This is a genomic window from Actinomadura sp. NPDC023710 (assembly GCF_040639875.1).
Lineage (GTDB): Bacteria > Actinomycetota > Actinomycetes > Streptosporangiales > Streptosporangiaceae > Spirillospora > Spirillospora citrea.
The window spans coordinates 312609-334765 of sequence record NZ_JBFAGB010000002.1; the positions used below are offsets into that span (position 1 = coordinate 312609).

Below are 22157 nucleotides of genomic sequence, written 5' to 3' on the forward strand. Positions count from 1 at the left end.
GGGGTCCATGCCGACGTCGACCTGGTTCCGCCTCAACGTCGCCAAGCGCGAACGCGTGCTCGAAGTGGCGATGCGCGAGTTCGGGGAGCACGGGTACTCGACCGGCAGCCTCAACACGATCGCGCGCGAGGCCGGGATCGCGAAGGGCTCGCTGTTCCAGTACTTCAGCGACAAGCTGGAGTTCTTCGCGTTCGTGTGCGACGAGGCGTCGCGCCGCATCCGCGAGGAGATGGAGCGCCGCATCGAGCGGATCGACTTCGACCAGCCCTTCGACGAGTGGCTGGTCGACGTCCTGTGCGACTGGACCGAGTACATGGCCGACCACCCGCTGGAGCGCGGCGTCACCGCGGCCACGAACTTCGAGCTCGACAACGGCGTCCGGTCCGTCGTCCGCGACACGGCCAACCAGCACTACCTGCTGGTCATCCACCCGACGCTGGAGCTGTGGAAGGCGCAGGGCGCCATCGGGGAGGACGCCGACCTGGAGGTCCTCGCCACCTGGCTGATGATGATCCTGCCGTTCCTCGCGCTCGCCCCGTACTACGACGGCCTCGACCCGATCCACGACCTGCGCGGCCGCACCCCGGACCAGCAGCGCCCGGTGATCCGCCAGCTCGTCGCGGGCTTCCGCCCGATGTTCACGCCCGGCAAGTGACGCCCCCGAGGAGGACGTGACGGGCATCCCCGCGCCGTCGCGGATCCGATCAGTCCTCGATCTCGGCCACCAGAAGGTCCATGTGGCGGGCGGCCCTGCGGGCGGGGGGCGGGAGCTCGGCGGTGTCGGCGGCCGTCAGCACGCGCGGACGGCCGAGCCTGCGGACGCGGCCGAGCCGTTCCACGCCGCCGCGGCCCTCGGCGAGCAGGTTGCGGACCCAGTCCGCGTCCCGCCCGTACGGCAGCCCGACGATGAGCCGGTCGCCGCTGCGGAACGCGGTCACCGGCGTCCGGTACTCGCGCCCCGACCTGCGGCCCCGGTGGACGATCATCGCGAAGGGCGGGAGGTAGGGCGCGTAGACGCCCTGCACCCGGTTCGTGACGACCTTGTTGAAGCGGGCGACCGATCTCGGCATCAGCGGTTTCACCATGCCTCCTGACTAGCACGGCCCTTGACCCACCGCCGCCCATAACCAACATGTCCTCCCGCCGGGCATGGCCTCCCGCCAGGTCCCGCTCAATGGGTGAGGACGAACTCCTCGGGCCTGGCCTTGCGGGAGCCGGCCCAGAACTCGAACGTGTGGCCCGGCCAGAGGGTGCGGTTGACGCCCTGGTCGTCGAGGTACCAGCTGTTGCAGCCGCCCTCGTTCCAGACGGCGCGGCGCAGCCGCCGCTGCAGGCGGTCGTTGAAGCGGCGCGCGGCCTCCGGCTTCGGCTCGATGGCGTCGGCGCCGGTCTCCTGCATCAGGCGCAGGCAGCTCAGCACGTGCTGGATCTGCACCTCGATCATGAATACGACGGAGGTGTGGCCGAGGCCGGTGTTCGGGCCGAGCAGCATGAAGAAGTTCGGCAGGCCGGGGATCGTCGTGCCGCGGTGCGCCTCGATGCCGTCCGCCCAGATCTCCTGGAGCTTGACGCCGTCCCGGCCGGTGACGCGCAGGTCGGTGAGGGCGTCGGTCACCTTGAAGCCGGTGCCGTAGATGATGCAGTCGACCTCGTACTCGCGCCCGTCCTCGGTGACGACCGAGTTCTCCCGCACCTCGGCGATGCCGGAGGTCTCCACCTCCACGTTGGGACGGGAGAGCGCCGGATAGTAGTCGTTGGACAGCAGGATCCGCTTGCAGCCGATCGTGTAGTCCGGCGTCACCTTGGCGCGCAGCCCGGGGTCGGCGACCTGGTTGGCGATGTGCCGGCGGGCGATCTTCTCCTGCGGGGTGGACAGCCGCGGGTCGATCGTGAAGCCGACCGCGCGGGCCTCCAGCGCCCAGTAGATGCCGCCGCGGAACGCGCGGGCGGCGCCCGGCACCTTCCCGAACACCGCGCGGACGGGCGCGGGGATGGGGACGTCGGGCTTCGGCTGGATCCACGGCGGCGTCCGCTGGAAGACCACGAGCTCGCCCGCCCGCTTGGCGATCTTCGGCACGAACTGGATCGCGGACGCGCCCGTGCCGATGACGGCGACGCGCTTGCCGGTGAGGTCGTAGGAGTGGTCCCACTCGGCGGAGTGGAAGGCCGTCCCCTGGAACCGCTCGACGCCCGGCAGGTCCGGGAACGACGGGACGTGCAGCGCGCCGATGCCGGACACGACGGCCTTCGGGGTGAGGACCGTCCCGTCGGCGAGCGCCACCTTCCAGCGGCGGGCGTCGTCGTCGTACTCCATGGAGTCGACCGCCGCCCCGAACCTGATGTGCTCGCGCACCCGGTACTTGCCGGCGGTGCGCTCCATGTAGGCGCGGATCTCCGGCTGCGGCGCGAACATCCGCGTCCAGCCCGGGTTCAGCTCGAAGGAGAAGGAGTACATGTGCGACGGGACGTCGCAGGCGCAGCCCGGATAGGTGTTGTCGTGCCAGGTCCCGCCGAGCGCCTCGCTCTTCTCCAGCACGACGAAGTCGTGGAAGCCGGACCGCTTGAGCCGGATCGCCATGCCGAGGCCGGCGAAGCCGGAGCCGATGATGACGATCGCCGGGGCGCGCTCGCTCATGACCCCTCCTCTCAGATAACCTACTCGCAGTAAGTTACCGGGAGTAGGTTACTGACGGTAGGTCCAACAGAGGGGTTCTCCTGTGAGTGGCGCCACACCCCCGCCCCGCCGCCGCCGGATGTCGCGCGCCGAGCGCGAACGGCAGATGCTGGACGTGGCGGAGCGGGTGTTCGGCGAGCGCGGCTACCAGGCCGCCTCCATGGACGAGATCGCCGAGCTCTGCGGGGTCTCCAAGCCGATGCTCTACGAGTACTTCGGCTCCAAGGACGGCCTGCTCGTGGCGTGCGTGAGCCGCTCCAAGGCCGAGCTGTTCGACGTCACCCAGAAGGCGATGGCGGGTGCCACCACCCCCGAGGACATCCTGTCGCGCGGAATGGTCGCCTACTTCCGTTTCATCGACGAGCACAGCAGGTCGTTCGCGATGCTGCTGCGCGAGCCGATGGCCGCCGCCCCGGAGGCCATCCAGGCCATCGACGAGACCCGGCGGCAGCAGAGCGAGCTCATCGCCGGAGTGCTCGGCACGTTCGCGCCGTCCGCCCCGGCCGGGGCGGTCGAGGCGTACACGCAGATCATCATGGGGGCGAGCGAGCGGATGGCGCTGTGGCAGACGGGCCGTCCCGACGTGTCGGCGGAGGACGCGGCCCGCTACATGACCGACTTCTGCTGGAACGGACTCAGCCCCTACCTGGCGCCCGCCGGGGAAGCGCGTCCAGCGCCCCGATGAGCAGGTCGAGGCCGAACTCGAAGTCGGTCTCGGCATCGAAGTCGGCCAGCGCCGGGCCATAGGCGATCACGTGCGGGAACTCGTCCGGGTCGAGGCGCGTCCACGACTCGGCCCCCGTCTCGGCGAGGTGCCCCAGCATCTTCGCCATGCCGATCTCGCGCATCTGGGCGCCGAGCGCGTAGGCGATGAGCGCCCGCATGATGCGCACGGCCGTCTCGCCGTCGAACCCGGCCGCGTCGGCGAGGGCCAGGGCGCGCTCGGCCGGCCGCAGTCCCACCGGGGTGTCGACCTTGTGGGTGAGGACGATCGACATGCAGCGCGGGTTGTCGTGGGCGACCTTCCGGAACGCCCGGACGAGCGCCCGCGCACGCTCCTGCCACGGCTCGGACGGGTCGTCGGACAGTTCCAGTCCCGCGACGACGTGCTCGGCCACGCCCTCCAGCAGCGCGCCCTTGTTCGGGACGTGGTTGTAGAGCGACATCACGGCGACGTCCAGCTCGGCGGCGACCCGGCGCATGGACAGCGCGTCCGCGCCCTCCCGCTCGATGAGCTCGACCGCCGCCTCCACGATGCGCGTGCGGGTCAGGCCCGGCCGCGGGGTGTCGGAGGTCACACGCCTCGCCATCGCTTCCGCTCCTCCTCGCCGTTGACACCCGTAAGTGTGTCATGACACGGTACGTACATTGTACGTAAGACGTACAGCGTACGTACCAGCGGGCGGCGCACGCCCGCGCTCGGGGAGGACGCCCATGTCGACCCACGATCTGTACACCGACTCCGTCCCGTCCGAAGCCTGGACCGTCCCGATGACCGGCGACGCCAGGTTCTCCTGGGAGTACGACGACGGCCGCGACCGTCTCCTCGCCCTCTACCAGAAGGGCAAGGACAAGCAGTGGGACTCGGTCAAGCGCATCGACTGGGACCTGGAGGTCGATCCGCACGACGTCCTCGGCGTCCCCGACCAGTCCCTCGCCATCTACGGGACGAAGTACTGGGACATGATGTCGGAGAAGGAGCGCGGTGAGCTGCGGCAGCACTCCACGTCCTGGCAGTTCTCCCAGTTCGTGCACGGCGAGCAGGGCGCGATGGTCACCGCCGCCCGCATCGTCGAGTCGGTGCCCGACCTGGACTCCAAGTTCTACTCCGCCACCCAGACGATGGACGAGGCCCGCCACGTCGAGCTGTTCACGCGGTTCCTGCACGAGAAGGTCGGGATGGTCTACCCGATCAACACCAAGCTGCAGGACCTGCTGAACGAGACCCTCACCGACCCGCGCTGGGACATGCCCTACCTCGGCATGCAGGTGCTCATCGAGGGCCTCGCGCTCGCCGCGTTCGGCGTCATCCGCGACATCACCACCAAGCCGCTGCCCAAGCAGATCCTCGCCTACGTCATGCAGGACGAGGCGCGCCACGTCGCGTTCGGGCGGCTGGCGCTGCGCGACTACTACAAGCAGCTCTCGCAGGCGGAGCTCCGCGAGCGCGAGGATTTCGTCATCGAGGGCTGCTACCTGATGCGCGACCGCATCCGCGGCCGGGAGATCTGGACCAACTTCGGGATCGACCCGAAGGAGGTCGACGAGATGGTCGAGAACTCGCCGTACATGCGGATGTTCCAGAGCCTGCTGTTCAGCCGCATCGTGCCGTGCGTGAAGGACATCGGGCTGTGGAGCGACCGCATCCGGCGCGCCTATGACGACATGGGCGTCCTGGACATGTCCAAGGCCGATCTCGACGCCCTCATGCACCAGGACGAGGAGATCGCCGAGAAGGTGGACGCCGAGCGGTTCGCCGCCGAGGAGACCGCCCGCAAAGCGGAGGTGGACACCGTCATCGCCGACGCGGCGGCGGCGGGCTGAGTAACGTTCAGATCATTCGATCCGCCGCACACCTCGGAGGTCTGGATGCCCCTCGCGCACTTCGACGGAGCGCTCGCCGTCGTCACCGGAGCCGGCAGCGGCATCGGCCGGGCCGTCGCCCTCGCCCTGGCCGGGAACGGCGCCACCGTCGTCGCGGCGGACATCGACCTCCCCGCCGCCGAGAACACGGTCACCCTCGCCAAGACGCTCGGCGCGGGCGGCACCGCCTACGAGGTGGACGTGGCGGACGAGGCCGCGATGGAGGACTTCGCCGCCCGGGTGAAGGAGACCCACCGCGTCCCCGACATCGTCGTCAACAACGCCGGCATCGCGGTCACCGGCCCCTTCCTGGACACCGGGGTCGAGGACTGGGAGCGCATCCTCGGCGTGAACCTGTGGGGCGTGATCCACGGCTGCCGGCTGTTCGGCCGCCAGATGCGCGACCGCGTGGACGCGCTGCCCAACAAGCCCGACAAGCCCAACCTCGGCGGCCACATCGTCAACATCGCGTCGGCCGCCGCGTTCGCGCCGTGGCGCGGCATGCCCGCCTACTGCACGACGAAGTCCGCCGTCCTCATGCTCAGCGAGTGCCTGCGCGCCGAGCTGGCCGGCTCGCGCATCGGCGTCACGGCCGTCTGCCCCGGGTTCGTCAGCACCAGCATCGTCGACAACGCCGTCCACCTGGAGGGCGACGCCGAGGCCCGCGCACGCCTCCGCGAGCGCGGGCAGCGTGCCATCAAGCTGCGCAACTACCCGCCGGAGAAGGTCGCCGAGCGGGTCGTCCACGCCATCATCAAGAACAAGCCCGTCGTGCCCGTCAACGCCGAAGGGCACCTCCTGCACGCCCTGTCCAGGGTGTCCCCCGCCTCCCTGCGCCTGCTGGCCAGGATTCCCGCCCGGGGCTAGCGCCCGCCCGCCGGGCGCGGCCCCCGACTCTCCCCGCGGTGAGAGGAGAAGGATCGATGCCCCCCGATGTCCTGCTGAGCGACGGCCGTCCCCGGAACTGGACGGCGCGGATCCGGTGCGGCGACGGCGACCACACGCTGGAGCTGACCCATCGGGAGGTGGTCGCCGAGCGGCTGCTGCGCGCGTCCCGCAAGCACTCCTTCGACCCGGACGCGGACGTCGACTGGGACGCCCCGCAGGACCCGGACGTGTTCTACTTCCCGCCCCAGCTCACGTCGATCTACGAGACGCCGCTGTGGGACGGGCTGACCCACCGGCAGCGGGTGGAGCTGACCAAGCGGGAGATGTGCAGCATCGCCTCGTTCGGCATCTGGTCGGAGATGCTGCTGATGCAGTCGCTGGTGATGCACGCCTACCGGCACCGCTACGACAGCGACCACGTGGCGTACGCGCTGACGGAGATCGCCGACGAGTGCCGCCACTCGAAGATGTTCGGCCGGATGGTGCGCGCCTGCGGGCTGCGCACGCACCGGCCGCGGGCGCTGGAGTTCCACTTCGCCAAGCTGTTCGGCGCCGTGTACGACCCGATGCCGATGTTCGCCGGGACGCTGATCGTGGAGGAGTTCACCGACGCGTTCCAGCGGCTGACGTTCCCGGACGAGGACGTCCAGCCGGTGATCCGCCAGGTCACCCGGATCCACGTGGTCGAGGAGGCCCGGCACATCAGGTACGCGCGGGAGGAGCTGAAGCGGCTGGTCGCGGAGATCCCCCCGGTGCGGCGGCGGATGGTGGCCTACGGGATGGCGCAGGCCACGCGGCTGATGGCCGCGCAGCTCGTCCACCCGTCCTGCTACACGGCGGTGGGGCTCGATCCGGAGCTGGCACGGCGCGTGGCGGCGCGCAGCCCGCACCGGCGCGCGACGATGGCGTGGTCGTTCCGTAAATGCACCGCGTTCCTGGACGAGGTCGGTTTCCTGGACGGCCGGGCGCGCGACGTATGGGTCCGGGCGGGGCTGCTGGAGCTGTGACCGATACATCGGGCCGCCATTCGTACCATTGTCGAACCGATGATTAGAAAATGGTTCGGTAATGGTGCGAAAATGGACCTGGGGCGAGCGAGGGAAGGGCCGCGGAGCAGGGACCACTCCGCGGCCCGAGGGCAAGTAAGGGCTGCTAGCCCCGGATGTCACGCACCCAGGACACTCCGAGCGATGGCATGGTCACGACGTGGACCCCTCCTCCCCAGGCCTCGCCGCGCACCGATCACCCTGCCTGGCGCAAATGCTCGATCGGCGCGCTCCCTCCCCTTTACCGGTTCACCTTAGAAGGTGCCGGCAGAGGTGAAGCCATGATCGGCCGATTCAGGTCAGGAATGATTCAGTGCGGTGAGGACTTCGTGGGCGACGGCGGTGGCGGTTTCGAGGCAGGCGCGCTCCCGGGCGCCCGCCGGCCCCTTGCGCGGCGTCTGCTCGCTGTAGCTGACCGTGAAGACCGCGTTGCGGATCCGGGCCGTGACCTGCCCGACCACGGTCGGCTGCCCCTCGTCGGTCTTGAACCAGCGGAACGCCTCGTCCCCGATGCCGCCCCGGCGCTCCAGGGTCGCGGTCCGCACGAGCGGCGCGTCGTGCGCCTGCGCCCACTGCGCGTCGTAGTAGCCCTCGGCGTCCTGGACGGGCGTCGCGGTGTCGCCCGGCGCGTACAGGTGCGCCTCCACCCGCAGCCAGCGGAACCCCGAGCCGGTCGAGGAGTACGTGCACGTGGTGAGCGTCGAGTTCGCGCTCTGCCGCCGCGTCGCCTTCGGGACGGCCCGCTCGACGGTGCCCGCCGCGACCGTCCCGCACGGCGCCGGGAGCACGTTGATCACCTTCTGCCGCGGGCCCGGTGACCCGGACGGGCGGCCCGGCCTCTGCGACGGGCCGTCCTGCGGCGTCCGCCGCGGGGCGGCCTCCTGCTCGCTCCCCCCGGACATGACGAGGACGACCACGACCGTCGCCGCGGCGAGCGCCACGGCCGCCGCGATCAGTGCGAACAGCCTGCGCGGGCGGCGGCCCGGGGCCGGCGGCTCCGGGCCGGAGTACGGCCGGTGGAACGGCTCGACCGGACGCTGAAGGCCCACTCCGCGCTCCTCACTCCCGTCCCGTCGACCGTTCCCGCCATCTGCCAACGTAACCAGGGCCGCGGCACCTGACCAGGGACCCTGACGGTGCCGTTCGTCAGACCCGGTGGTCACAATGAAGGGATGCTGCTAGCGGACATCGCACGGACCTCGAAGGCGGTCGCGGGCACCTCGGGCCGCAAGGCCAAGGTGTCCGCGCTCGCGGAGTGCCTGCGCGCGGCCGACCCGGGCGAGGCCGCGACCGTCGTCGCCTACCTGTCCGGCGAGCTGCCACAGCGCCAGATCGGGGTGGGGTACGCCGCGCTGCGCGACCTCCCGCCGCCCGCCGCGGAGCCGTCCCTGACCGTGCCCGGGGTGCACGAGGCGTTCGGCGAGATCGGCGCCGTGTCCGGGCCCGGCTCGGTCGCCCGGCGGCGCGAGTTCCTCGCGGCCCTGTTCGGCCGCGCCACCGCCCCCGAGCAGGGCTTCCTCGTCAGGCTGCTGGCGGGGGAGCTGCGTCAGGGCGCGCTGGACGGGGTGATGGCCGAGGCGATCGCGGCGGCGGCCGGGGTGCCCTCCGCCGAGGTCCGGCGCGCGTTCATGCTGCGCGGCTCGCTCGGCCCGGTCGCGACGACCGCCCTCGCGGAGGGGGTGGACGGGCTGCGCGCGTTCACGCTGGAGGTGGGGCGGCCGGTCAAGCCGATGCTGGCCTCCGCCGCGCCGTCGGTCGACGAGGCGTTCGCCAAGCTCAGGGGCGAGGCGGCCGTCGAGTGGAAGCTCGACGGCATCCGCGCGCAGGTGCACGTGTCCGGCGGCGGGGTCCGGGTGTTCACCCGGACGCTGGACGAGATCACCTCCCGGCTGCCCGAGGTGGTGGAGGCGGTGCGGGGGCTGCCCGTCCGCGAGGCCGTGTTCGACGGCGAGCTGATCGCTCTGCGGCCGGACGGCACTCCCCACCCGTTCCAGGTCACCTCCGCCCGCACGGCGACGCGCACGGCGAAGGACACCGAGCCGGTGCCGCTGGCCGTCTTCCTGTTCGACGTGCTGTACCTCGTGGAGGCCGGCGACGCCCCTCCGCAGGGCGCGCGCGGCGAGGACCTGCTCGACGCGCCCGGGGCCGAGCGGTACGAGGCGCTCGCGCGGGTCGTCCCCGAAGAACTGCGGATGCCCCGGGTGGTCACCGGCGACCCCGCGAAGGCCAAGGAGGTCTTCGACGAGGCGGTCGCGCGCGGCCACGAGGGCGTCGTCGTCAAGGCGCTCGACACCCCGTACACCGCCGGGCGGCGCGGCGCCGGCTGGATCAAGGTCAAGCCCCGGCACACCCTCGACCTCGTCGTCCTCGCCGTCGAGTGGGGGCACGGCCGCCGGCAGGGCCTGCTGTCCAACCTGCACCTCGGCGCCCGCGACCCCGACACCGGCGGCTTCGTCATGCTCGGCAAGACCTTCAAGGGGCTCACCGACGAGCTGCTCGCCTGGCAGACCGAGAAGCTGCGCGAACTGGCCGTGCGCGAGGACTCCTGGACGGTGCACGTCCGGCCCGAACTGGTCGTCGAGATCGCGTTCGACGGCGTCCAGCACAGCCCCCGCTACCCCGGCGGCATCGCGCTGCGCTTCGCCCGCGTCCTGCGGTACCGGCCCGACAAGTCCGCCGCCGAGGCCGACACGATCGACACCGTCCGGGCCGTCGCGCCCGTCATGGACTGAGCCCCGTCACGGGCTGAGCCCCGTCACGGGCTGAGCTCGGGGGCCTCGGCCGGCGGCTGGTCCCCGGCCTGCGGCTCCTCCCCGCGGCCGCGGGCCCGCCGGGTGGACGCGGCGCGGGTCCGGATCCGCGAGCCGGTCCGCCCCCGCACGCGCGACAGGCTGCGGCGCCGCGCCCGTGCCGCGGCCTCCCGCTGGGCGCGCGCCGCGGCGTTGCGTTCGGCGCGCGCGACGGCCTCCCGCTCGGCCCGGACGGCCGCGCGGCGCGCCGCCCGGCGCTCGGCGCGGCGCGCCCGGCCGCGTTCGGCCCGGCGCTCGGCCCAGCGCTCGGCGCGGGCGGCGGCACGGGCCAGCTTGCGGCGGCGGATCCGCTCGGCGGCCTCGGCGCGGCGCTGCAGCAGCTCGGGCGGGATGAGGTCGTGCCGGCCCGCGATGAACTCCTGCACCCAGATCTTGGCGCGGATCAGCGGCCGCCGGAGCCGCGTCTCGCGCCGGACGGCCCGCTGGTACCGGCGCGAGGCGGGGTCGTAGCGCCAGCGCGACCAGGGCGAACCGGGCCGCGCCACCCGGATCGCGCCGACGATCAGCAGCGCGGGCATGAACAGCCCGATCAGCCCCGTCCAGATCTTGCCCTTCAGCAGCGTGATCACGGCGAGGACGAGGTTGACGGCCAGGGAGGCGACGTAGACGCGGGTGATCAGCCCGGTGCCCGGGTCGGGCGCGATGCCCTCGTAGCCGAGGGGGCGGATGCCGAGCAGCAGCAGCCCGGTCACCGCCATGGCGACGAACACGGCGTCGAGGGACGCGCGGCCCTTCTCCGTCCAGTAGACGTCGCTGAGGTGCAGGATCAGCGCGAACTCGTCCAGGACGAGGGCCGAGCCCATCCCGAACACCACCGCCGCCGCCAGGTCGAGGCCGACGTAGGCGTCCGGGACGGCGAGGCTCGCCACACCGCCCATCAGCATCAGCACCACGCCGAACACGACGTGGTGGATGTGCACGTCCCCCGCCTTCACGTTCCGGAACCACCAGCGGACGTCCGCGCGGATCAGCCGCACGTTCACCCGCGTCAGCACGAACGTGATCATGAACGCGACGAAGAAACCGAACAGCGGCAGCCGCCCGGTCGCCATGATGCGTTCGTCGAACATCTCGATCATCTGCCCCCCGCCCACTCAATGATGCACCGTGACATGCGCGGATATCGTGGGACCCTGCCGACGATCAAGGAGAGAACCGTCATGAGCCGCATCGTGGACCGCTGCGATCCCGGGTACCGGGCATGGATCGCCGAGGCGATCCGGCTCGTGGACGCCGACGCCAACCGCAGCGCCGACACGCACCTGCACGTGTTCCCGCTGCCACCGGAGTGGGGCATCGACCTCTACCTGAAGGACGAGTCCGTCCACCCCACGGGTTCCCTGAAGCACCGGCTCGCGCGGTCGCTGTTCCTGTACGGGCTGGCCAACGGCTGGATCCGCCGGGACACGACGATCATCGAGGCGTCCAGCGGGTCGACGGCGGTGTCGGAGGCGTACTTCGCGCGGCTGCTGGGCCTGCCGTTCATCGCGGTCATGCCGGCCTCCACCAGCCCGGAGAAGATCCAGCTCATCGAGTTCCACGGCGGCCGCTGCCACCTGGTGGCCGACCCGTCGGCGATCTACGAGGAATCGCGGCGGCTCGCGGCCGAGTGCGGCGGACACTTCATGGACCAGTTCACCTTCGCCGAGCGGGCGACGGACTGGCGCGGCAACAACAACATCGCCGAGTCGATCTTCGAGCAGATGCGGCTGGAGCGGTTCCCCGAGCCGTCCTGGATCGTGGTCGGCGCGGGCACCGGCGGGACGTCCGCGACGATCGGCCGGTACGCCCGCTACCGGATGTTCCAGACGCGGCTCGCGGTGGTCGACCCGGAGGGGTCGGCGTTCCACGGCTCGTTCGCCGACGGCGACCCCGGGCGCACCGCGGCGGGCTCGCGGATCGAGGGCATCGGCCGCCCCCGCGTCGAGCCGTCGTTCCTGCCCACGGTGATCGACCGGATGATCCGGGTGCCGGACGCGGCGTCCATCGCGGCGATGCGCTGGACGAGCGAGGTCAGCGGCCGCAGCGTCGGCGGCTCGACCGGCACGAACATGTGGGGCGCGGCCGAACTGATCGCGCAGATGCGGGCCCGCGGCGAGCGCGGCAGCGTCGTCACGCTCCTGTGCGACGGCGGCGAGCGCTACGCGGGCACCTACGGGTCGGACGCGTGGCTGGCCGGGCAGGGCCTCGACATCGCCCCCTACCTGGCAGCGCTGGACGGCTTCCTGAAGACCGGCACGATGCCGGACGTCACCCGGTGACGCGGATCGGGTTGAACAGGTCGGCGTAGATCAGCAGGCCGCCCATGACGATCAGGACGACCGCCATCACGTACGTGACCGGCAGCGCCTTGGCGACGTCCACGTAACCCGGGTCGGGCCTGCGGAAGATCCGGGCGAACGCCTTCTTGATCGCTTCCAGCAGCGCGCCGGCGATGTGCCCGCCGTCCAGCGGCAGCAGCGGGATGAGGTTGAACAGCCCGACCGCGAGGTTCAGCGAGCCGAGCAGCATCACGAAGAAGGAGACCTTCTGCGTGCCGGTGAAGTCGTCGGACGCGGCGACCTCGCCGCCGATCCGGCTGACGCCGACGACGCCGATCGGCCCGTTCGGGTCGCGCTCGTGGCCGCCGAAGGCCGCGTTCCACACGCCGACCATCTTCTGCGGCATCCGCACCAGCGCGCCGACGGTGCGCGCGGTCAGGTCGCCCATCGTGCTCGCGACCGCGCCCGGCCCCTGCCGCTCGATCGCGCTGGACGGCGTGATGCCGAGGAACCCGACGTTGACGACCTTGTCCTCGTCCTTGAGGTCGTACATCTGGTTGCGGGTGATGGGGACGTTCAACCGCACGTCCCTGCCGTCGCGCCGGACGGTCATCGGCACGGTCTTGCCGCCGTCCCTGCGGATCATGCGCTGCAGCTGCCCGTAGTCGTCGACCTTCCGGCCGTCGAACGCCACGATCCGGTCGCCGGCCCGCAGCCCGACCTGCCGCGCGGGCGTCGGCGCCGCGTTCGCCGGGCACGCGGCGACCTTGGCGCTCGCCGGCACCATGCACTCGGCGACCTCCTTGATCACCGGCTGCGGCTGGTTGGTCCCGATGCCCATCAGCAGGATCGCGAAGAACATCACCGAGAGCAGCAGGTTCATCGCGGGCCCGCCGAACATGATGAGCAGCTTCTGCCACCACTTCTTGGCGTAGAACACGCGGTCACCGTCGCCGGGGCCGACCTCCTCCAGCGAGGCTCCGCGCGCGGACTCGATCAGCCCCTGCCACGGCCCGGTGCTGATCCGCCGCACCTGCCCGGGCGCGTCGCCCTTGCGCGGCGGCAGCATGCCGATCATGCGGATGTAGCCGCCGAGCGGGATCCACTTGACGCCGTACTCGGTCTCGCCCTTGTGCCTCGACCACATGGTGGGCCCGAATCCGACCATGAACTGCGTGGTCCGCACCTTGAACAGCTTGGCGAACGAGAAGTGCCCGAGTTCGTGCAGCGCGATGGAGACCAGCAGGCCGAAGAAGAGGATCAGCGCTCCAGCCAGGTAGTAGACCATGCGGCGTGCCCTCCGGGTCCGTCCACCCCACGCACCCGGGGGTGATCTCCGACAACCAATTCAGAGTACGTTACGGCCCGCGATCCGGTTGAGGCGAACGGGGAAGCAGCACGCGCCGCACACCGCTTTGATGCGCGGCGCCAACCCGACCGCGCGTCATGGGCGACCCCACCCGCCCCACGGAGCGGCCCTGGCCGGATGCGGTGGCTCCGACGGCGAGGCAGACAGGTCCTGGTCCAGCAGCTCCCTGAGACGTTCGCCCCCGGCCCGGGGCAGGCCGAGCTCACCGGCCAGGCTCGCGAGCTGGTGGCCGCGCTGTTGCTGCCAGACCAGGATGCGCGGTCGGCACTGGCTCTTAACCTGGACGACATCCCGCTCCCGCGATCGCGGTGAAGAGCGAGATGCCGGAGCACATCGTCAGTGGATCACGTCGAAGATCTGCTTTTGCAGGCCGTTGGCGTAGACGTCGTGCTCTACCAGCTTCAGTTTCTGGGTGTCCTTGTCCGTGGTACTGAACAGTCGCTTGCCGGCGCCGAGCAGCAGCGGGAAGACGAGCAGGTGGTAGCGGTCGATCAGGCCGGCGTCCGAGAAGCCGTGGTTCAAGGAGGCGCTGCCGTGGACGATGATCGGGCCTCCCTCGGTCTGCTTGAGAGCGGTGACCTGGTCGAGTGAGCGCAGGATCGTGGTCTCGCCCCAGTTCGGGACCAGGTCTTCTTTGGTGAGGGTGGTGGAGAGGACGTACTTCGGCAACGTGTTGTAATGCGCGAATTCCTGCATGTTCGGCCAAACTGGGCTGAACACCTCATAGCTGATCCGGCCCATCAGGATCGCGGTAGCTTCCATCTGCTCCCGCCCCTTGATCTCGTAGGCCTCGGGGAGGAACTCGACGTCCTTGAAGGTCCATCCGGAGTTCCGGTAGCCCGGTTCGTCGCCCGGGGCCTCGACGACGCCGTCGAGCGACATGAAGGCAGTGCTGATCAGGGTACGCATTGAAGACTCCTTGGTCTTTCGTGTGTGTATTCAGGCTGTTCGGTGCACGCTTGGGCCGCGTTGGAGCGGAGCGCGGTCGTTCCGCGGCGCCGGGAGCGGTCCAGTCCCCGGTGGCCCGACGGCGCCGTCGGCGTACGGGCGTACCTGGGGGGCTCTCAGGCGAGGAGCCCGATCAGCCACTGCCGCCAGGCCGCCTCGGCCCCGTCCGTGTCCGGCCCAAAGAGGTGATGGAACACCAGCACCGCGCCGGTGATGTGGAGGAAGGTGTAGATCCCGTCCGCGGTGCGGACCTTGATGCGCTCGTCGTCCGACCAGACCACTTCGCCATCAAGTGGCGGCAGCTCCGCGGGTTCGGCGTGCGCCCGCGCGCCCACGGCGACCGGGGTCGGCAGGGACAGCCCGCGGGTGAGCGCCTCGTGAACCTCCTGCGCCGAGCGTCCGTCCGACGGCGCGACGGCGAAGACGGGGACACCGGCGCGTCCCGGGAAGTGCGTCAGGTACTCGCGGAGTGTGTGGAGGTGGAAGGGCCAGCCGCGGCGCAGCCCGTCGTACTCATCCTGCCAGTCGTCGCCGAGCACGCCGCTGTGAACGACGCGGAGCACAGTGCTGCCGCCGTCCCGTCCCTCGATCAGATACTCGAAGGCCATGAACCGGCCGTCCTCGGCGGTGGCCGTGCGGGTGGCGAAGCGCTTGCCGGGTTCGTAAGTGATGATCATCGCTTCCTCCCGGCGGCCTCCGGTCTCCATGGCGGCGACTCCGCCCTCGCGTGGCTCGACCTCGTTGCGGCCCATGAACCAGGAGTCGATTCCCGGTCCCGTGGCGATCGCCTCCCAGACCTGTTCCGGGCCTGCCGGCAGGGTCGTCTCCAGCTCGATCTCAAAGGGGTGGGTCATCGTCGGTTCTCCTCTCCTGCTTCGGGTTCGCTCGCGTGCGCCCCCGCGTCCACCTGCTGCGGGCCGGGCGCGGTCCTCCGGGCGCCGGGCTGCGCGGGGATCTGGTGGAGCCCGACGACCACCCGGTGGTTCCGGCCCTGCGGGGCGAACTCGTCGTGGTAGCGGCCGACAAGGACGGCCACGGCCTGGGCCAGTTCATCGGCGAAGGCCGACCGGTCGGCCGCGGTGGCGAACCGCACCTCCGCGTCGATGCCGAAGGTGGCGACCTGCCGCCGGGCCCGAGAGGCGCCGGTCAGCAGGGTCCCGACCTCCTGCACCAGCCGGGCCCCCAGCGCCAGCAGCCAGTGGGCGGACATCTGGTCCGGAGACCGGGAGGGGTCGGGACTGACGGCGGCCAGGACGCGGGGAGAGATCACATAGGAGGCGGCGGTAGCGCGGTACACCCGTTCGGTGACGCTGCCCTTGCGCCGCTCCTCGGCGAGTTCGACCAGCCCATGGCGCTCCAATTCCTTCAGGTGGTAGTTGACCTTCTGCCGGGGGAGCCCCAGCCGGGCGGCCAGCATGGCGGCCGAGCCGGGCTCGGCCAGGGCGGCGAGGATCCGTGACCTGATCGGGTCCAGGGACGCCTCGGCCGCAGCGGGTTCTTCGATCACAGCGACTTCCAGCACCGCTCCAGGATCCAACCGACAAAAAATTTTGTCAAGGAAATTCTGGTTGTCGGTGCTGCCGAGCGGCTCATGGAGTGCGGCGTCATCGTGGTTCGGGCCGACCAAGGTCATAGCGGCGCCGGCTCGGCGATGCCCGAGGAAGTCATCGATTCCGTACTGATCAGCTGCGGTCGCGGTGCTAACCCGACCGCGCGTCATTGTCACGAGAGCCCGTATCCCCGAGGAGGGCCGACCGCGCATCATGGGCGGCCCCACCCCGTCCCACGGAGGTTCTCCCTTGAAGCGCGGTCATGTAGCGGTACTGGCGCTGACGCTGGCCCTGGCCGGCTGCGGCGGCTCCGACGACGGCAAGGCGACAAGCGCGTCGTCACCCCCCGCCCCGACCCCCGCGGCCACGGCCCCGTCCTCTCCCGAGCCCGGCCCAGGCAGCGAGACCACGCCCCTCCCCCCGGCCCAGTCCAAGGCGGTCAAGGCCTTCAACGACTGCATGCACAAGCAAGGCGTCCAGATGCCGACCCCCAACCCCACCAGGACCCCCGCCCCCGACGAGCTGCAAAAGATCAGGACCGCCCTACAAACCTGCGTAAAGTCCATGTCCGCCTCCCCCGGCACGTCCCCACGCTGACGCCCGCCGGAACCGGCCGAAGCGCACCCGAGCATCCCCCAAGGGCGCTCAAGACCTGTCGCCCCCGTTGCCGCAGCACACAGCCAAGCCGCCGCGGGCACCCGCCAGGCCAAGCACAAGCCAGAGCGCGAGGGACGCCGCGCCAAGGGGGACCGAAATGGCCGCGGGCGGCAGCACCGTCCAACGAAGCAACCTCAGCCGTCTGACGAAGCAACCTCAGCCGTCTGACGAAGCAACCTCAGCCGCCACCTGAGCCCCGCGACCACCTGAACCCCCGCGATCGCGTCCGAAGGCAGATCCGAGCGAAGCAAGGATCTGATCGCGAAGCGAGCCGCAAGGCGAGCCGGAGCGATGCAGCGATCGCACGCGTTTCCCCAGGGTCGGGGCCCCCAAGGCCCCGACCCTGGGGAAACGCAATGAACACTGCTAGCCTTCTGCGACAGCCGATGATCCCGTGCGGGAGAGTCCCTCGCAGCCGGTGGGGGACGCCGAAGGAGCAAATCCTCCCCGGAACCTCTCAGGCCCACGGACCGCACGGGCCAGGCGACCTCTGGAAAGCGGGGACTCCGGTCCCCCGCCGAAGGTGAAAGCCCGCCGTGCCGCGGTGGGTGAAGCTCTCAGGCGCCGATGACAGAGGGGGAGGCACCGATACGCCCGGTGCGCGAGTGGGACGATGGACCATGCGCGCCCGTGACGAAGGAGCCGAGCCCATGTCCGCCGATCCGACCGCGAAGAAGACGCCGCTGCACGACGTCCATGAGGACCTCGGCGCGAACCTCGTCGACTTCGCCGGCCACCTGATGCCGCTGCGCTATGCGAGCGAGACCGCCGAGCACCAGGCCGTCCGCACGGGTGCGGGGCTGTTCGACCTGTCGCACATGGGGGAGATCTTCCTCTCGGGGCCGGGCGCGGGGGCCGCGCTCGACTTCGCGCTGGTCGGCAACCTGTCGCCGATGCCGGTCGGCAAGGCCCGCTACACGATGATCTGCGGCCACGACGGCGGCGTCCTGGACGACCTGATCGTCTACCGGCTCGCGGACGAGACGTGGATGGTGGTGGCGAACGCCGCGAACGCCGCCGTCGTCCGGGAGGCGCTGATCGAGCGTGCCGCGGAGTTCGAGGCCGCGGTGGACGACCGGTCCGACTCCTACGCGCTGATCGCCCTGCAGGGGCCGCGTTCCCAGGGAATTCTCGAAGGGTTCACGGACGCGCCGCTGGAGGGCCTGAAGTACTACGCGATCCTCGCGGGGCGGGTCGCGGGCGTGGACGCGCTGGTCGCCCGCACCGGGTACACGGGCGAGGACGGGTTCGAGCTGTTCGTGGACGCGTCCGACGCGGTCCGGTTGTGGAAGGCGCTCGCCGCGGTGGAGGGGGTCGTCCCCGCGGGGCTGTCGGCGCGCGACACGCTGCGCCTGGAGGCGGGGATGCCGCTGTACGGAAACGAGCTGACGGCCGAGACGACGCCGTTCGAGGCGGGCCTCGGCCGTGTGGTGAAGCTGGACAAGCCTGGCGATTTCGTGGGGAAGTCCGCTCTGGCGGCGCAGGCGCAGACCCCGCCGGGCCGTAGGCTCGTGGGACTGGTCGCGCGGGGGCGTCGCGCGCCCCGCAAGGGGTACCAGGTCGTCACGTCCGGCGGCGCGCCGTGCGGCATCGTGACGAGCGGCGCCCCGTCGCCCACACTGGGCACGCCGATCGCCATGGCGTACCTCGACAGCGGCGTCGAGGAGACGGGCCTGGCCGTGGACGTCCGCGGCCGGCACGAGCCGGTGGACGTGGTGGCCCTACCGTTCTACAAGCGTTCCTGAACAAGTTGTCCGGCGGTGTGGGGGCGCGCGCCCCCACAGGGGAAAGAGAGAAGTGATCGTGAGCGTTCCGGAGGAGCTCCGCTACAGCGAGGAGCACGAGTGGGTGTCGGGCCTCGGTGGCGAGGACGGCATCGTCACGGTCGGCATCACCGCGCACGCCGCCGACGCCCTCGGTGAGATCGTCTACATCGAGCTGACGCCGTCGGAGGGCGACGCCGTCGAGGCGGGCGAACCGTGCGGCGAGGTGGAGTCGACCAAGTCGGTCAGCGAGCTCTACTCCCCCGTCAGCGGCGAGATCACCGCGATCAACAGCGCGGTGGTGGACGAGCCGAAGGTCATCAACGACGACCCGTACGGCGAGGGCTGGATCTTCAAGGTGCGGATCTCGGTGGAGCCGGGCGACCTGCTCGACTCCACCGCCTACGGCAAGCTGGTCGAGGAATCATGAGCTTGGACGACTCTCTCGCGACGGCCGATCCGGAGGTCGCCGAGGCCGTCGCGGCGGAGCTGCGGCGCCAGCAGAGCACCCTGGAGATGATCGCGTCGGAGAACTTCGCGCCCGTCTCGGTGCTGGAGGCTCAGGGGTCGGTCCTGACGAACAAGTACGCCGAGGGGTATCCGGGGCGCCGGTACTACGGCGGCTGCGAGTTCGTCGACGTCACCGAGCAGCTCGCGATCGACCGGGCCAAGGCGCTGTTCGGCGCCGAGCACGCGAACGTCCAGCCGCACAGCGGGGCGCAGGCCAACACGGCCGTCTACTTCGCGCTGCTCCAGCACGGCGACACGATCCTCGGCCTCGACCTCGCGCACGGCGGGCACCTCACGCACGGGATGCGGCTCAACTATTCCGGCAAGGTGCTGAACGTGGTGCCCTACCACGTCCGCGCCGAGGACGGCCTGGTCGACATGGACGAGGTGGCCTCGCTCGCGGCCGAGCACCGGCCGAAGATGATCGTGGCGGGCTGGTCGGCGTACCCGCGGCAGCTCGACTTCGCCGCGTTCCGCCGGATCGCCGACTCGGTCGGGGCGCTGCTCATGGTCGACATGGCGCACTTCGCGGGCCTGGTCGCGGCGGGGCTGCACCCCTCGCCCGTCCCGCACGCCGACATCGTGACGACCACGACGCACAAGACGCTCGGCGGACCGCGCGGCGGGCTGATCCTCGCCCGCGAGGAGTTCGGCAAGAAGATCAACTCAGCGGTGTTCCCCGGCATGCAGGGCGGGCCGCTGGAGCACGTGATCGCCGCCAAGGCCGTCGCCCTGAAGATCGCCGCGTCGGAGGAGTTCCGGGCCCGGCAGGCGGCGACGGTGCAGGGCGCGAAGCTGCTGGCCGAGCGCCTGCTCGCCGAGGACTCCGCCAAGGCCGGCGTCAAGGTCCTGACCGGCGGGACGGACGTCCACCTCGTGCTGGTCGACCTGGTGGACTCCGAGCTCACCGGGCGGGACGCCGAGGACCGCCTGCACGACATCGGCATCACGGTCAACCGCAACGCGGTGCCGAACGACCCGCGCCCGCCGATGGTCACCTCCGGCCTGCGGATCGGCACCCCGGCCCTGGCGACGCGCGGCTTCACCGCCGAGGACTTCGCCGAGGTCGCGGACGTGATCGCGCTGGCGCTGCAGCCGTCCTTCGACCGGGACGGGCTCGCGGCCCGGGTCGAGGCGCTGGCCGACCGGCACCCCCTGTACCCGAACCTGTGACGTTCCGGCGCCCCCTCCCCTCGCGGGGAGGGGGCGCGGCTACAACGAGGTAGCGATGGCCATCAGCGTTTTCGACCTGTTCAAGATCGGTATCGGACCGTCGTCCTCCCACACGGGGGGCCCGATGGCCGCGGCGCACCGGTTCGCCAGGGGCCTGCAGCGCGACGGGCTGCTGGAGAAGACCGCGTCCGTCGCCGTCACCCTCTACGGGTCGCTCGGCCTCACCGGCAAGGGCCACGGCTCCGACAAGGCCGTCATCCTCGGCCTCGAAGGCGACAAACCCGAACTCGTCGACGTCGACCGGGTGGACGAGCGGCTCGCCGCCATCCGTGAGCGCGGGGCCCTGCGCCTGTTCGGCGACCACGACGTCCCGTTCGTGGTCAACGAGCACCTGGTCTTCGAGCGCAAGGAGTCGCTGCCCGGCCACCCCAACGGGATGCGCTTCACGGCCCTGGACGCCTCGGGCGAGGAGCTGCGCGCCAAGGTGTACTACTCGGTCGGCGGCGGCTTCATCCTGGACGAGAACGCCACCGGCGCCGACCGCATCAAGCCCGACGACACCGTCCTGCCGCACCCCTTCGACACGGCCGCCGAGCTGCTCGAACGCTGCCGGGAGACGGGCCTTTCGATCTCCGCGCTGATGCTGGAGAACGAGAGGGCGTTCGGCCGCGACGCCGCCGAGATCCAGGACGGCCTGCTCGAACTCTGGCAGGTCATGCGGGCCTGCGTCGTCCGGGGCTGCACGCGCGAGGGCCTGCTGCCGGGCGGGCTCAAGGTGCGCCGCCGCGCTCCCCAGCTGCACCGCCAGCTCTCCGTCGAGAAGGCGTCCGACCCGCTCCACGCGATGGACTGGATCACCCTGTTCGCCCTCGCCGTCAACGAGGAGAACGCCGCGGGCGGGCGGATCGTCACCGCCCCCACCAACGGCGCCGCGGGCATCATCCCGGCCGTCCTGCACTACTACGACCGGTTCATCCCCGGCCGGGACGACGAGGGCGTCGTGCGGTTCCTGCTGACGGCCGGGGCGATCGGCGTGCTGTTCAAGCAGAACGCCTCGATCTCCGGCGCCGAGGTCGGCTGCCAGGGCGAGGTCGGCTCGGCCTGCTCGATGGCCGCCGCCGGGCTCACCGAGGTCCTCGGCGGCACCCCCGAGCAGGTGGAGAACGCCGCCGAGATCGGCATCGAGCACAACCTGGGGCTGACCTGCGATCCCGTCGGCGGCCTGGTCCAGGTCCCCTGCATCGAGCGCAACGCCGTCGGCGCCGTCAAGGCCATCAGCGCCGCCCGGATCTCCCTGCGCGGCGACGGCCGCCACTTCGTCTCCCTCGACAAGGCCATCAAGACCATGCGCGACACCGGCCGCGACATGCTCGACAAGTACAAGGAGACCTCGCGCGGCGGCCTCGCCGTCAACGTCATCGAATGCTGAGCGCCCGCGCTATCGGAGCGGGACGTCGAGTCCGTGCTCGCTCGCGGGGCGCGGGCCGTGGATGCGCCGGTCGGCCTCGCCGATCGCGACGTCGTTGATGCTCGCCTCCCGCCGCCGCATGAGGCCGCGCTCGTCGAACTCCCACAGTTCGTTGCCGTAGCTGCGCCACCACTGCCCGCCGGCGTCGTGCCACTCGTACTGGAAGCGGACGGCCATGCGGTTCTCGCGGAATCCCCACAGGCTCTTGCGCAGCGCGTAGTCGAGCTCCCGCTCCCACTTGTCCGTCAGGAACGCGATGATCTCCTCCCGTCCGGTGACGAACCGGTCCCGGTTGCGCCAGACCGAGTCGGGCGTGTAGGCCTGCGCCACCAGGTGCGGGTCGCGGGTGTTCCACGCGTCCTCGGCCGCCTGGACCTTCTGCCCGGCGGTCTCCAGGGTGAACGGCGGGTAGGGCGGACGGTCGTCGGGCACAGCGGCCTCCTCAAGTTGAGAACGA

The 22157-nt window shown here is 71.0% G+C and carries 22 protein-coding genes and 1 riboswitch; of the genes, 12 read left to right on the plus strand and 10 right to left on the minus strand.

The genetic code is table 11. The annotated features are described in order from the left end of the window. Positions 1-7 precede the first annotated feature (7 nt). Positions 8-655, plus strand: a complete 648-nt coding sequence (locus AB0H37_RS03530) for a TetR/AcrR family transcriptional regulator (RefSeq protein WP_179837169.1) — start codon at positions 8-10, stop codon at positions 653-655. Between the two features lie 49 nt (positions 656-704). On the opposite strand, the gene AB0H37_RS03535 is transcribed toward AB0H37_RS03530, so the two are convergent. Next, complete coding sequence (locus AB0H37_RS03535; protein WP_329086363.1) at positions 705-1085, minus strand: nitroreductase family deazaflavin-dependent oxidoreductase; 381 nt, start codon at positions 1083-1085, stop codon at positions 705-707. Between the two features lie 86 nt (positions 1086-1171). Then, a complete protein-coding gene (locus AB0H37_RS03540) occupies positions 1172-2635 on the minus strand; it encodes an NAD(P)/FAD-dependent oxidoreductase (RefSeq protein ID WP_179837170.1) in 1464 nt (487 codons plus the stop codon). An 82-nt stretch (positions 2636-2717) separates the two neighbouring features. Between AB0H37_RS03540 and AB0H37_RS03545 the strand changes: the two genes are divergently transcribed. Continuing rightward, positions 2718-3359, plus strand: coding sequence for a TetR/AcrR family transcriptional regulator (locus AB0H37_RS03545; protein ID WP_360611098.1), 642 nt, complete (start codon positions 2718-2720; stop codon positions 3357-3359). Here the strand turns inward: AB0H37_RS03545 and AB0H37_RS03550 are convergent. Next, positions 3310-3984 (minus strand): TetR/AcrR family transcriptional regulator C-terminal domain-containing protein, encoded by a 675-nt coding sequence (locus AB0H37_RS03550; protein WP_179837171.1) that lies wholly within the window; start codon positions 3982-3984, stop codon positions 3310-3312. The genes AB0H37_RS03545 and AB0H37_RS03550 overlap by 50 nt on opposite strands. 124 nt (positions 3985-4108) lie before the next feature. Here AB0H37_RS03550 and AB0H37_RS03555 point away from each other — a divergent pair, with 124 nt between their 5' ends. The 3 genes from AB0H37_RS03555 to AB0H37_RS03565 are packed head-to-tail and all read left to right on the plus strand — an operon-like array spanning position 4109 to position 7152. Further along, positions 4109-5218 (plus strand): ferritin-like domain-containing protein, encoded by a 1110-nt coding sequence (locus AB0H37_RS03555; protein ID WP_329086359.1) that lies wholly within the window; start codon positions 4109-4111, stop codon positions 5216-5218. Positions 5219-5263: 45 nt separating this feature from the next. After that, entirely contained in the window at positions 5264-6124 is an 861-nt protein-coding gene (locus AB0H37_RS03560; RefSeq protein ID WP_179837173.1) for an SDR family NAD(P)-dependent oxidoreductase, read from the plus strand. Between the two features lie 56 nt (positions 6125-6180). Beyond that, on the plus strand, positions 6181-7152 hold the full coding sequence (locus AB0H37_RS03565; RefSeq protein WP_360611101.1) for a diiron oxygenase: 972 nt from the start codon (positions 6181-6183) through the stop codon (positions 7150-7152). Positions 7153-7490: 338 nt separating this feature from the next. Here the strand turns inward: AB0H37_RS03565 and AB0H37_RS03570 are convergent, their stop codons facing one another. Next, a complete protein-coding gene (locus AB0H37_RS03570; RefSeq protein ID WP_360611103.1) occupies positions 7491-8240 on the minus strand; it encodes a hypothetical protein in 750 nt (249 codons plus the stop codon). 123 nt (positions 8241-8363) lie between these two features. Between AB0H37_RS03570 and AB0H37_RS03575 the strand changes: the two genes are divergently transcribed. Further along, positions 8364-9923, plus strand: a complete 1560-nt coding sequence (locus tag AB0H37_RS03575; RefSeq protein ID WP_360611105.1) for an ATP-dependent DNA ligase — start codon at positions 8364-8366, stop codon at positions 9921-9923. Positions 9924-9946: 23 nt separating this feature from the next. On the opposite strand, the gene AB0H37_RS03580 is transcribed toward AB0H37_RS03575, so the two are convergent. Then, positions 9947-11080: a hypothetical protein gene (locus AB0H37_RS03580; RefSeq protein WP_229809968.1), complete on the minus strand. Its 1134-nt coding sequence runs from the start codon at positions 11078-11080 to the stop codon at positions 9947-9949. Positions 11081-11161: 81 nt separating this feature from the next. Between AB0H37_RS03580 and AB0H37_RS03585 the strand changes: the two genes are divergently transcribed. Then, positions 11162-12262 carry a PLP-dependent cysteine synthase family protein gene (locus tag AB0H37_RS03585; protein WP_179837179.1) on the plus strand — a complete coding sequence of 367 codons (1101 nt, stop codon included), beginning with the start codon at positions 11162-11164 and terminating at the stop codon, positions 12260-12262. Here AB0H37_RS03585 and AB0H37_RS03590 read toward each other — a convergent pair. From AB0H37_RS03590 to AB0H37_RS03605, 4 genes are all read right to left on the minus strand, one after another. Continuing rightward, positions 12252-13550 carry a site-2 protease family protein gene (locus tag AB0H37_RS03590; RefSeq protein WP_329086347.1) on the minus strand — a complete coding sequence of 433 codons (1299 nt, stop codon included), beginning with the start codon at positions 13548-13550 and terminating at the stop codon, positions 12252-12254. The genes AB0H37_RS03585 and AB0H37_RS03590 overlap by 11 nt on opposite strands. A 417-nt stretch (positions 13551-13967) precedes the next feature. After that, entirely contained in the window at positions 13968-14540 is a 573-nt protein-coding gene (locus AB0H37_RS03595; protein ID WP_329086345.1) for a dihydrofolate reductase family protein, read from the minus strand. A 155-nt stretch (positions 14541-14695) separates the two neighbouring features. Next, positions 14696-15433 (minus strand): SRPBCC domain-containing protein, encoded by a 738-nt coding sequence (locus AB0H37_RS03600; protein WP_360611108.1) that lies wholly within the window; start codon positions 15431-15433, stop codon positions 14696-14698. Beyond that, a complete protein-coding gene (locus AB0H37_RS03605; protein ID WP_360611110.1) occupies positions 15430-16101 on the minus strand; it encodes a helix-turn-helix domain-containing protein in 672 nt (223 codons plus the stop codon). Before AB0H37_RS03605 ends, AB0H37_RS03600 begins: the two co-directional genes overlap by 4 nt. Positions 16102-16378: 277 nt before the next feature. Here AB0H37_RS03605 and AB0H37_RS03610 point away from each other — a divergent pair, with 277 nt between their 5' ends. The 5 genes from AB0H37_RS03610 to AB0H37_RS03630 all read left to right on the plus strand — a co-directional run bounded on the left by AB0H37_RS03610 (position 16379) and on the right by AB0H37_RS03630 (position 21661). After that, positions 16379-16726: a hypothetical protein gene (locus AB0H37_RS03610; RefSeq protein ID WP_360611112.1), complete on the plus strand. Its 348-nt coding sequence runs from the start codon at positions 16379-16381 to the stop codon at positions 16724-16726. Between the two features lie 447 nt (positions 16727-17173). Next, positions 17174-17269: riboswitch (glycine riboswitch) on the plus strand. Between the two features lie 167 nt (positions 17270-17436). After that, on the plus strand, positions 17437-18531 hold the full coding sequence (gene gcvT / locus AB0H37_RS03615) for a glycine cleavage system aminomethyltransferase GcvT (RefSeq protein WP_329086340.1): 1095 nt from the start codon (positions 17437-17439) through the stop codon (positions 18529-18531). 58 nt (positions 18532-18589) lie between these two features. Continuing rightward, positions 18590-18979 (plus strand): glycine cleavage system protein GcvH, encoded by a 390-nt coding sequence (gene gcvH, locus AB0H37_RS03620; RefSeq protein WP_179837186.1) that lies wholly within the window; start codon positions 18590-18592, stop codon positions 18977-18979. Continuing rightward, positions 18976-20232, plus strand: coding sequence for a serine hydroxymethyltransferase (glyA, locus tag AB0H37_RS03625; RefSeq protein ID WP_329086338.1), 1257 nt, complete (start codon positions 18976-18978; stop codon positions 20230-20232). The genes gcvH and glyA overlap by 4 nt, the downstream gene beginning before the upstream one ends. Positions 20233-20287: 55 nt before the next feature. Continuing rightward, the gene (locus AB0H37_RS03630; RefSeq protein ID WP_360611115.1) at positions 20288-21661 is read left to right on the plus strand and encodes an L-serine ammonia-lyase; all 1374 of its coding nucleotides are present in this window, start codon (positions 20288-20290) and stop codon (positions 21659-21661) included. A gap of 9 nt (positions 21662-21670) precedes the next feature. On the opposite strand, the gene AB0H37_RS03635 is transcribed toward AB0H37_RS03630, so the two are convergent. Beyond that, a complete protein-coding gene (locus AB0H37_RS03635; protein WP_179837189.1) occupies positions 21671-22132 on the minus strand; it encodes a nuclear transport factor 2 family protein in 462 nt (153 codons plus the stop codon). Between the last annotated feature and the right edge of the window lie 25 nt (positions 22133-22157).

Coding starts and splice junctions, on each gene's coding strand:
- AB0H37_RS03595 (WP_329086345.1), bottom strand. CDS start 14,540: ATGCGTACCCTGATCAGCACTGCCTTCATGTCGCTCGACGGCGTCGTC.
- AB0H37_RS03560 (WP_179837173.1), top strand. CDS start 5,264: ATGCCCCTCGCGCACTTCGACGGAGCGCTCGCCGTCGTCACCGGAGCC.
- AB0H37_RS03555 (WP_329086359.1), top strand. CDS start 4,109: ATGTCGACCCACGATCTGTACACCGACTCCGTCCCGTCCGAAGCCTGG.
- AB0H37_RS03535 (WP_329086363.1), bottom strand. CDS start 1,085: ATGGTGAAACCGCTGATGCCGAGATCGGTCGCCCGCTTCAACAAGGTC.
- AB0H37_RS03590 (WP_329086347.1), bottom strand. CDS start 13,550: ATGGTCTACTACCTGGCTGGAGCGCTGATCCTCTTCTTCGGCCTGCTG.
- AB0H37_RS03530 (WP_179837169.1), top strand. CDS start 8: ATGCCGACGTCGACCTGGTTCCGCCTCAACGTCGCCAAGCGCGAACGC.
- AB0H37_RS03580 (WP_229809968.1), bottom strand. CDS start 11,080: ATGATCGAGATGTTCGACGAACGCATCATGGCGACCGGGCGGCTGCCG.
- AB0H37_RS03565 (WP_360611101.1), top strand. CDS start 6,181: ATGCCCCCCGATGTCCTGCTGAGCGACGGCCGTCCCCGGAACTGGACG.
- AB0H37_RS03585 (WP_179837179.1), top strand. CDS start 11,162: ATGAGCCGCATCGTGGACCGCTGCGATCCCGGGTACCGGGCATGGATC.
- AB0H37_RS03575 (WP_360611105.1), top strand. CDS start 8,364: ATGCTGCTAGCGGACATCGCACGGACCTCGAAGGCGGTCGCGGGCACC.
- AB0H37_RS03540 (WP_179837170.1), bottom strand. CDS start 2,635: ATGAGCGAGCGCGCCCCGGCGATCGTCATCATCGGCTCCGGCTTCGCC.
- AB0H37_RS03630 (WP_360611115.1), top strand. CDS start 20,288: ATGGCCATCAGCGTTTTCGACCTGTTCAAGATCGGTATCGGACCGTCG.
- glyA (WP_329086338.1), top strand. CDS start 18,976: ATGAGCTTGGACGACTCTCTCGCGACGGCCGATCCGGAGGTCGCCGAG.
- gcvT (WP_329086340.1), top strand. CDS start 17,437: ATGTCCGCCGATCCGACCGCGAAGAAGACGCCGCTGCACGACGTCCAT.
- AB0H37_RS03600 (WP_360611108.1), bottom strand. CDS start 15,433: ATGACCCACCCCTTTGAGATCGAGCTGGAGACGACCCTGCCGGCAGGC.
- AB0H37_RS03550 (WP_179837171.1), bottom strand. CDS start 3,984: ATGGCGAGGCGTGTGACCTCCGACACCCCGCGGCCGGGCCTGACCCGC.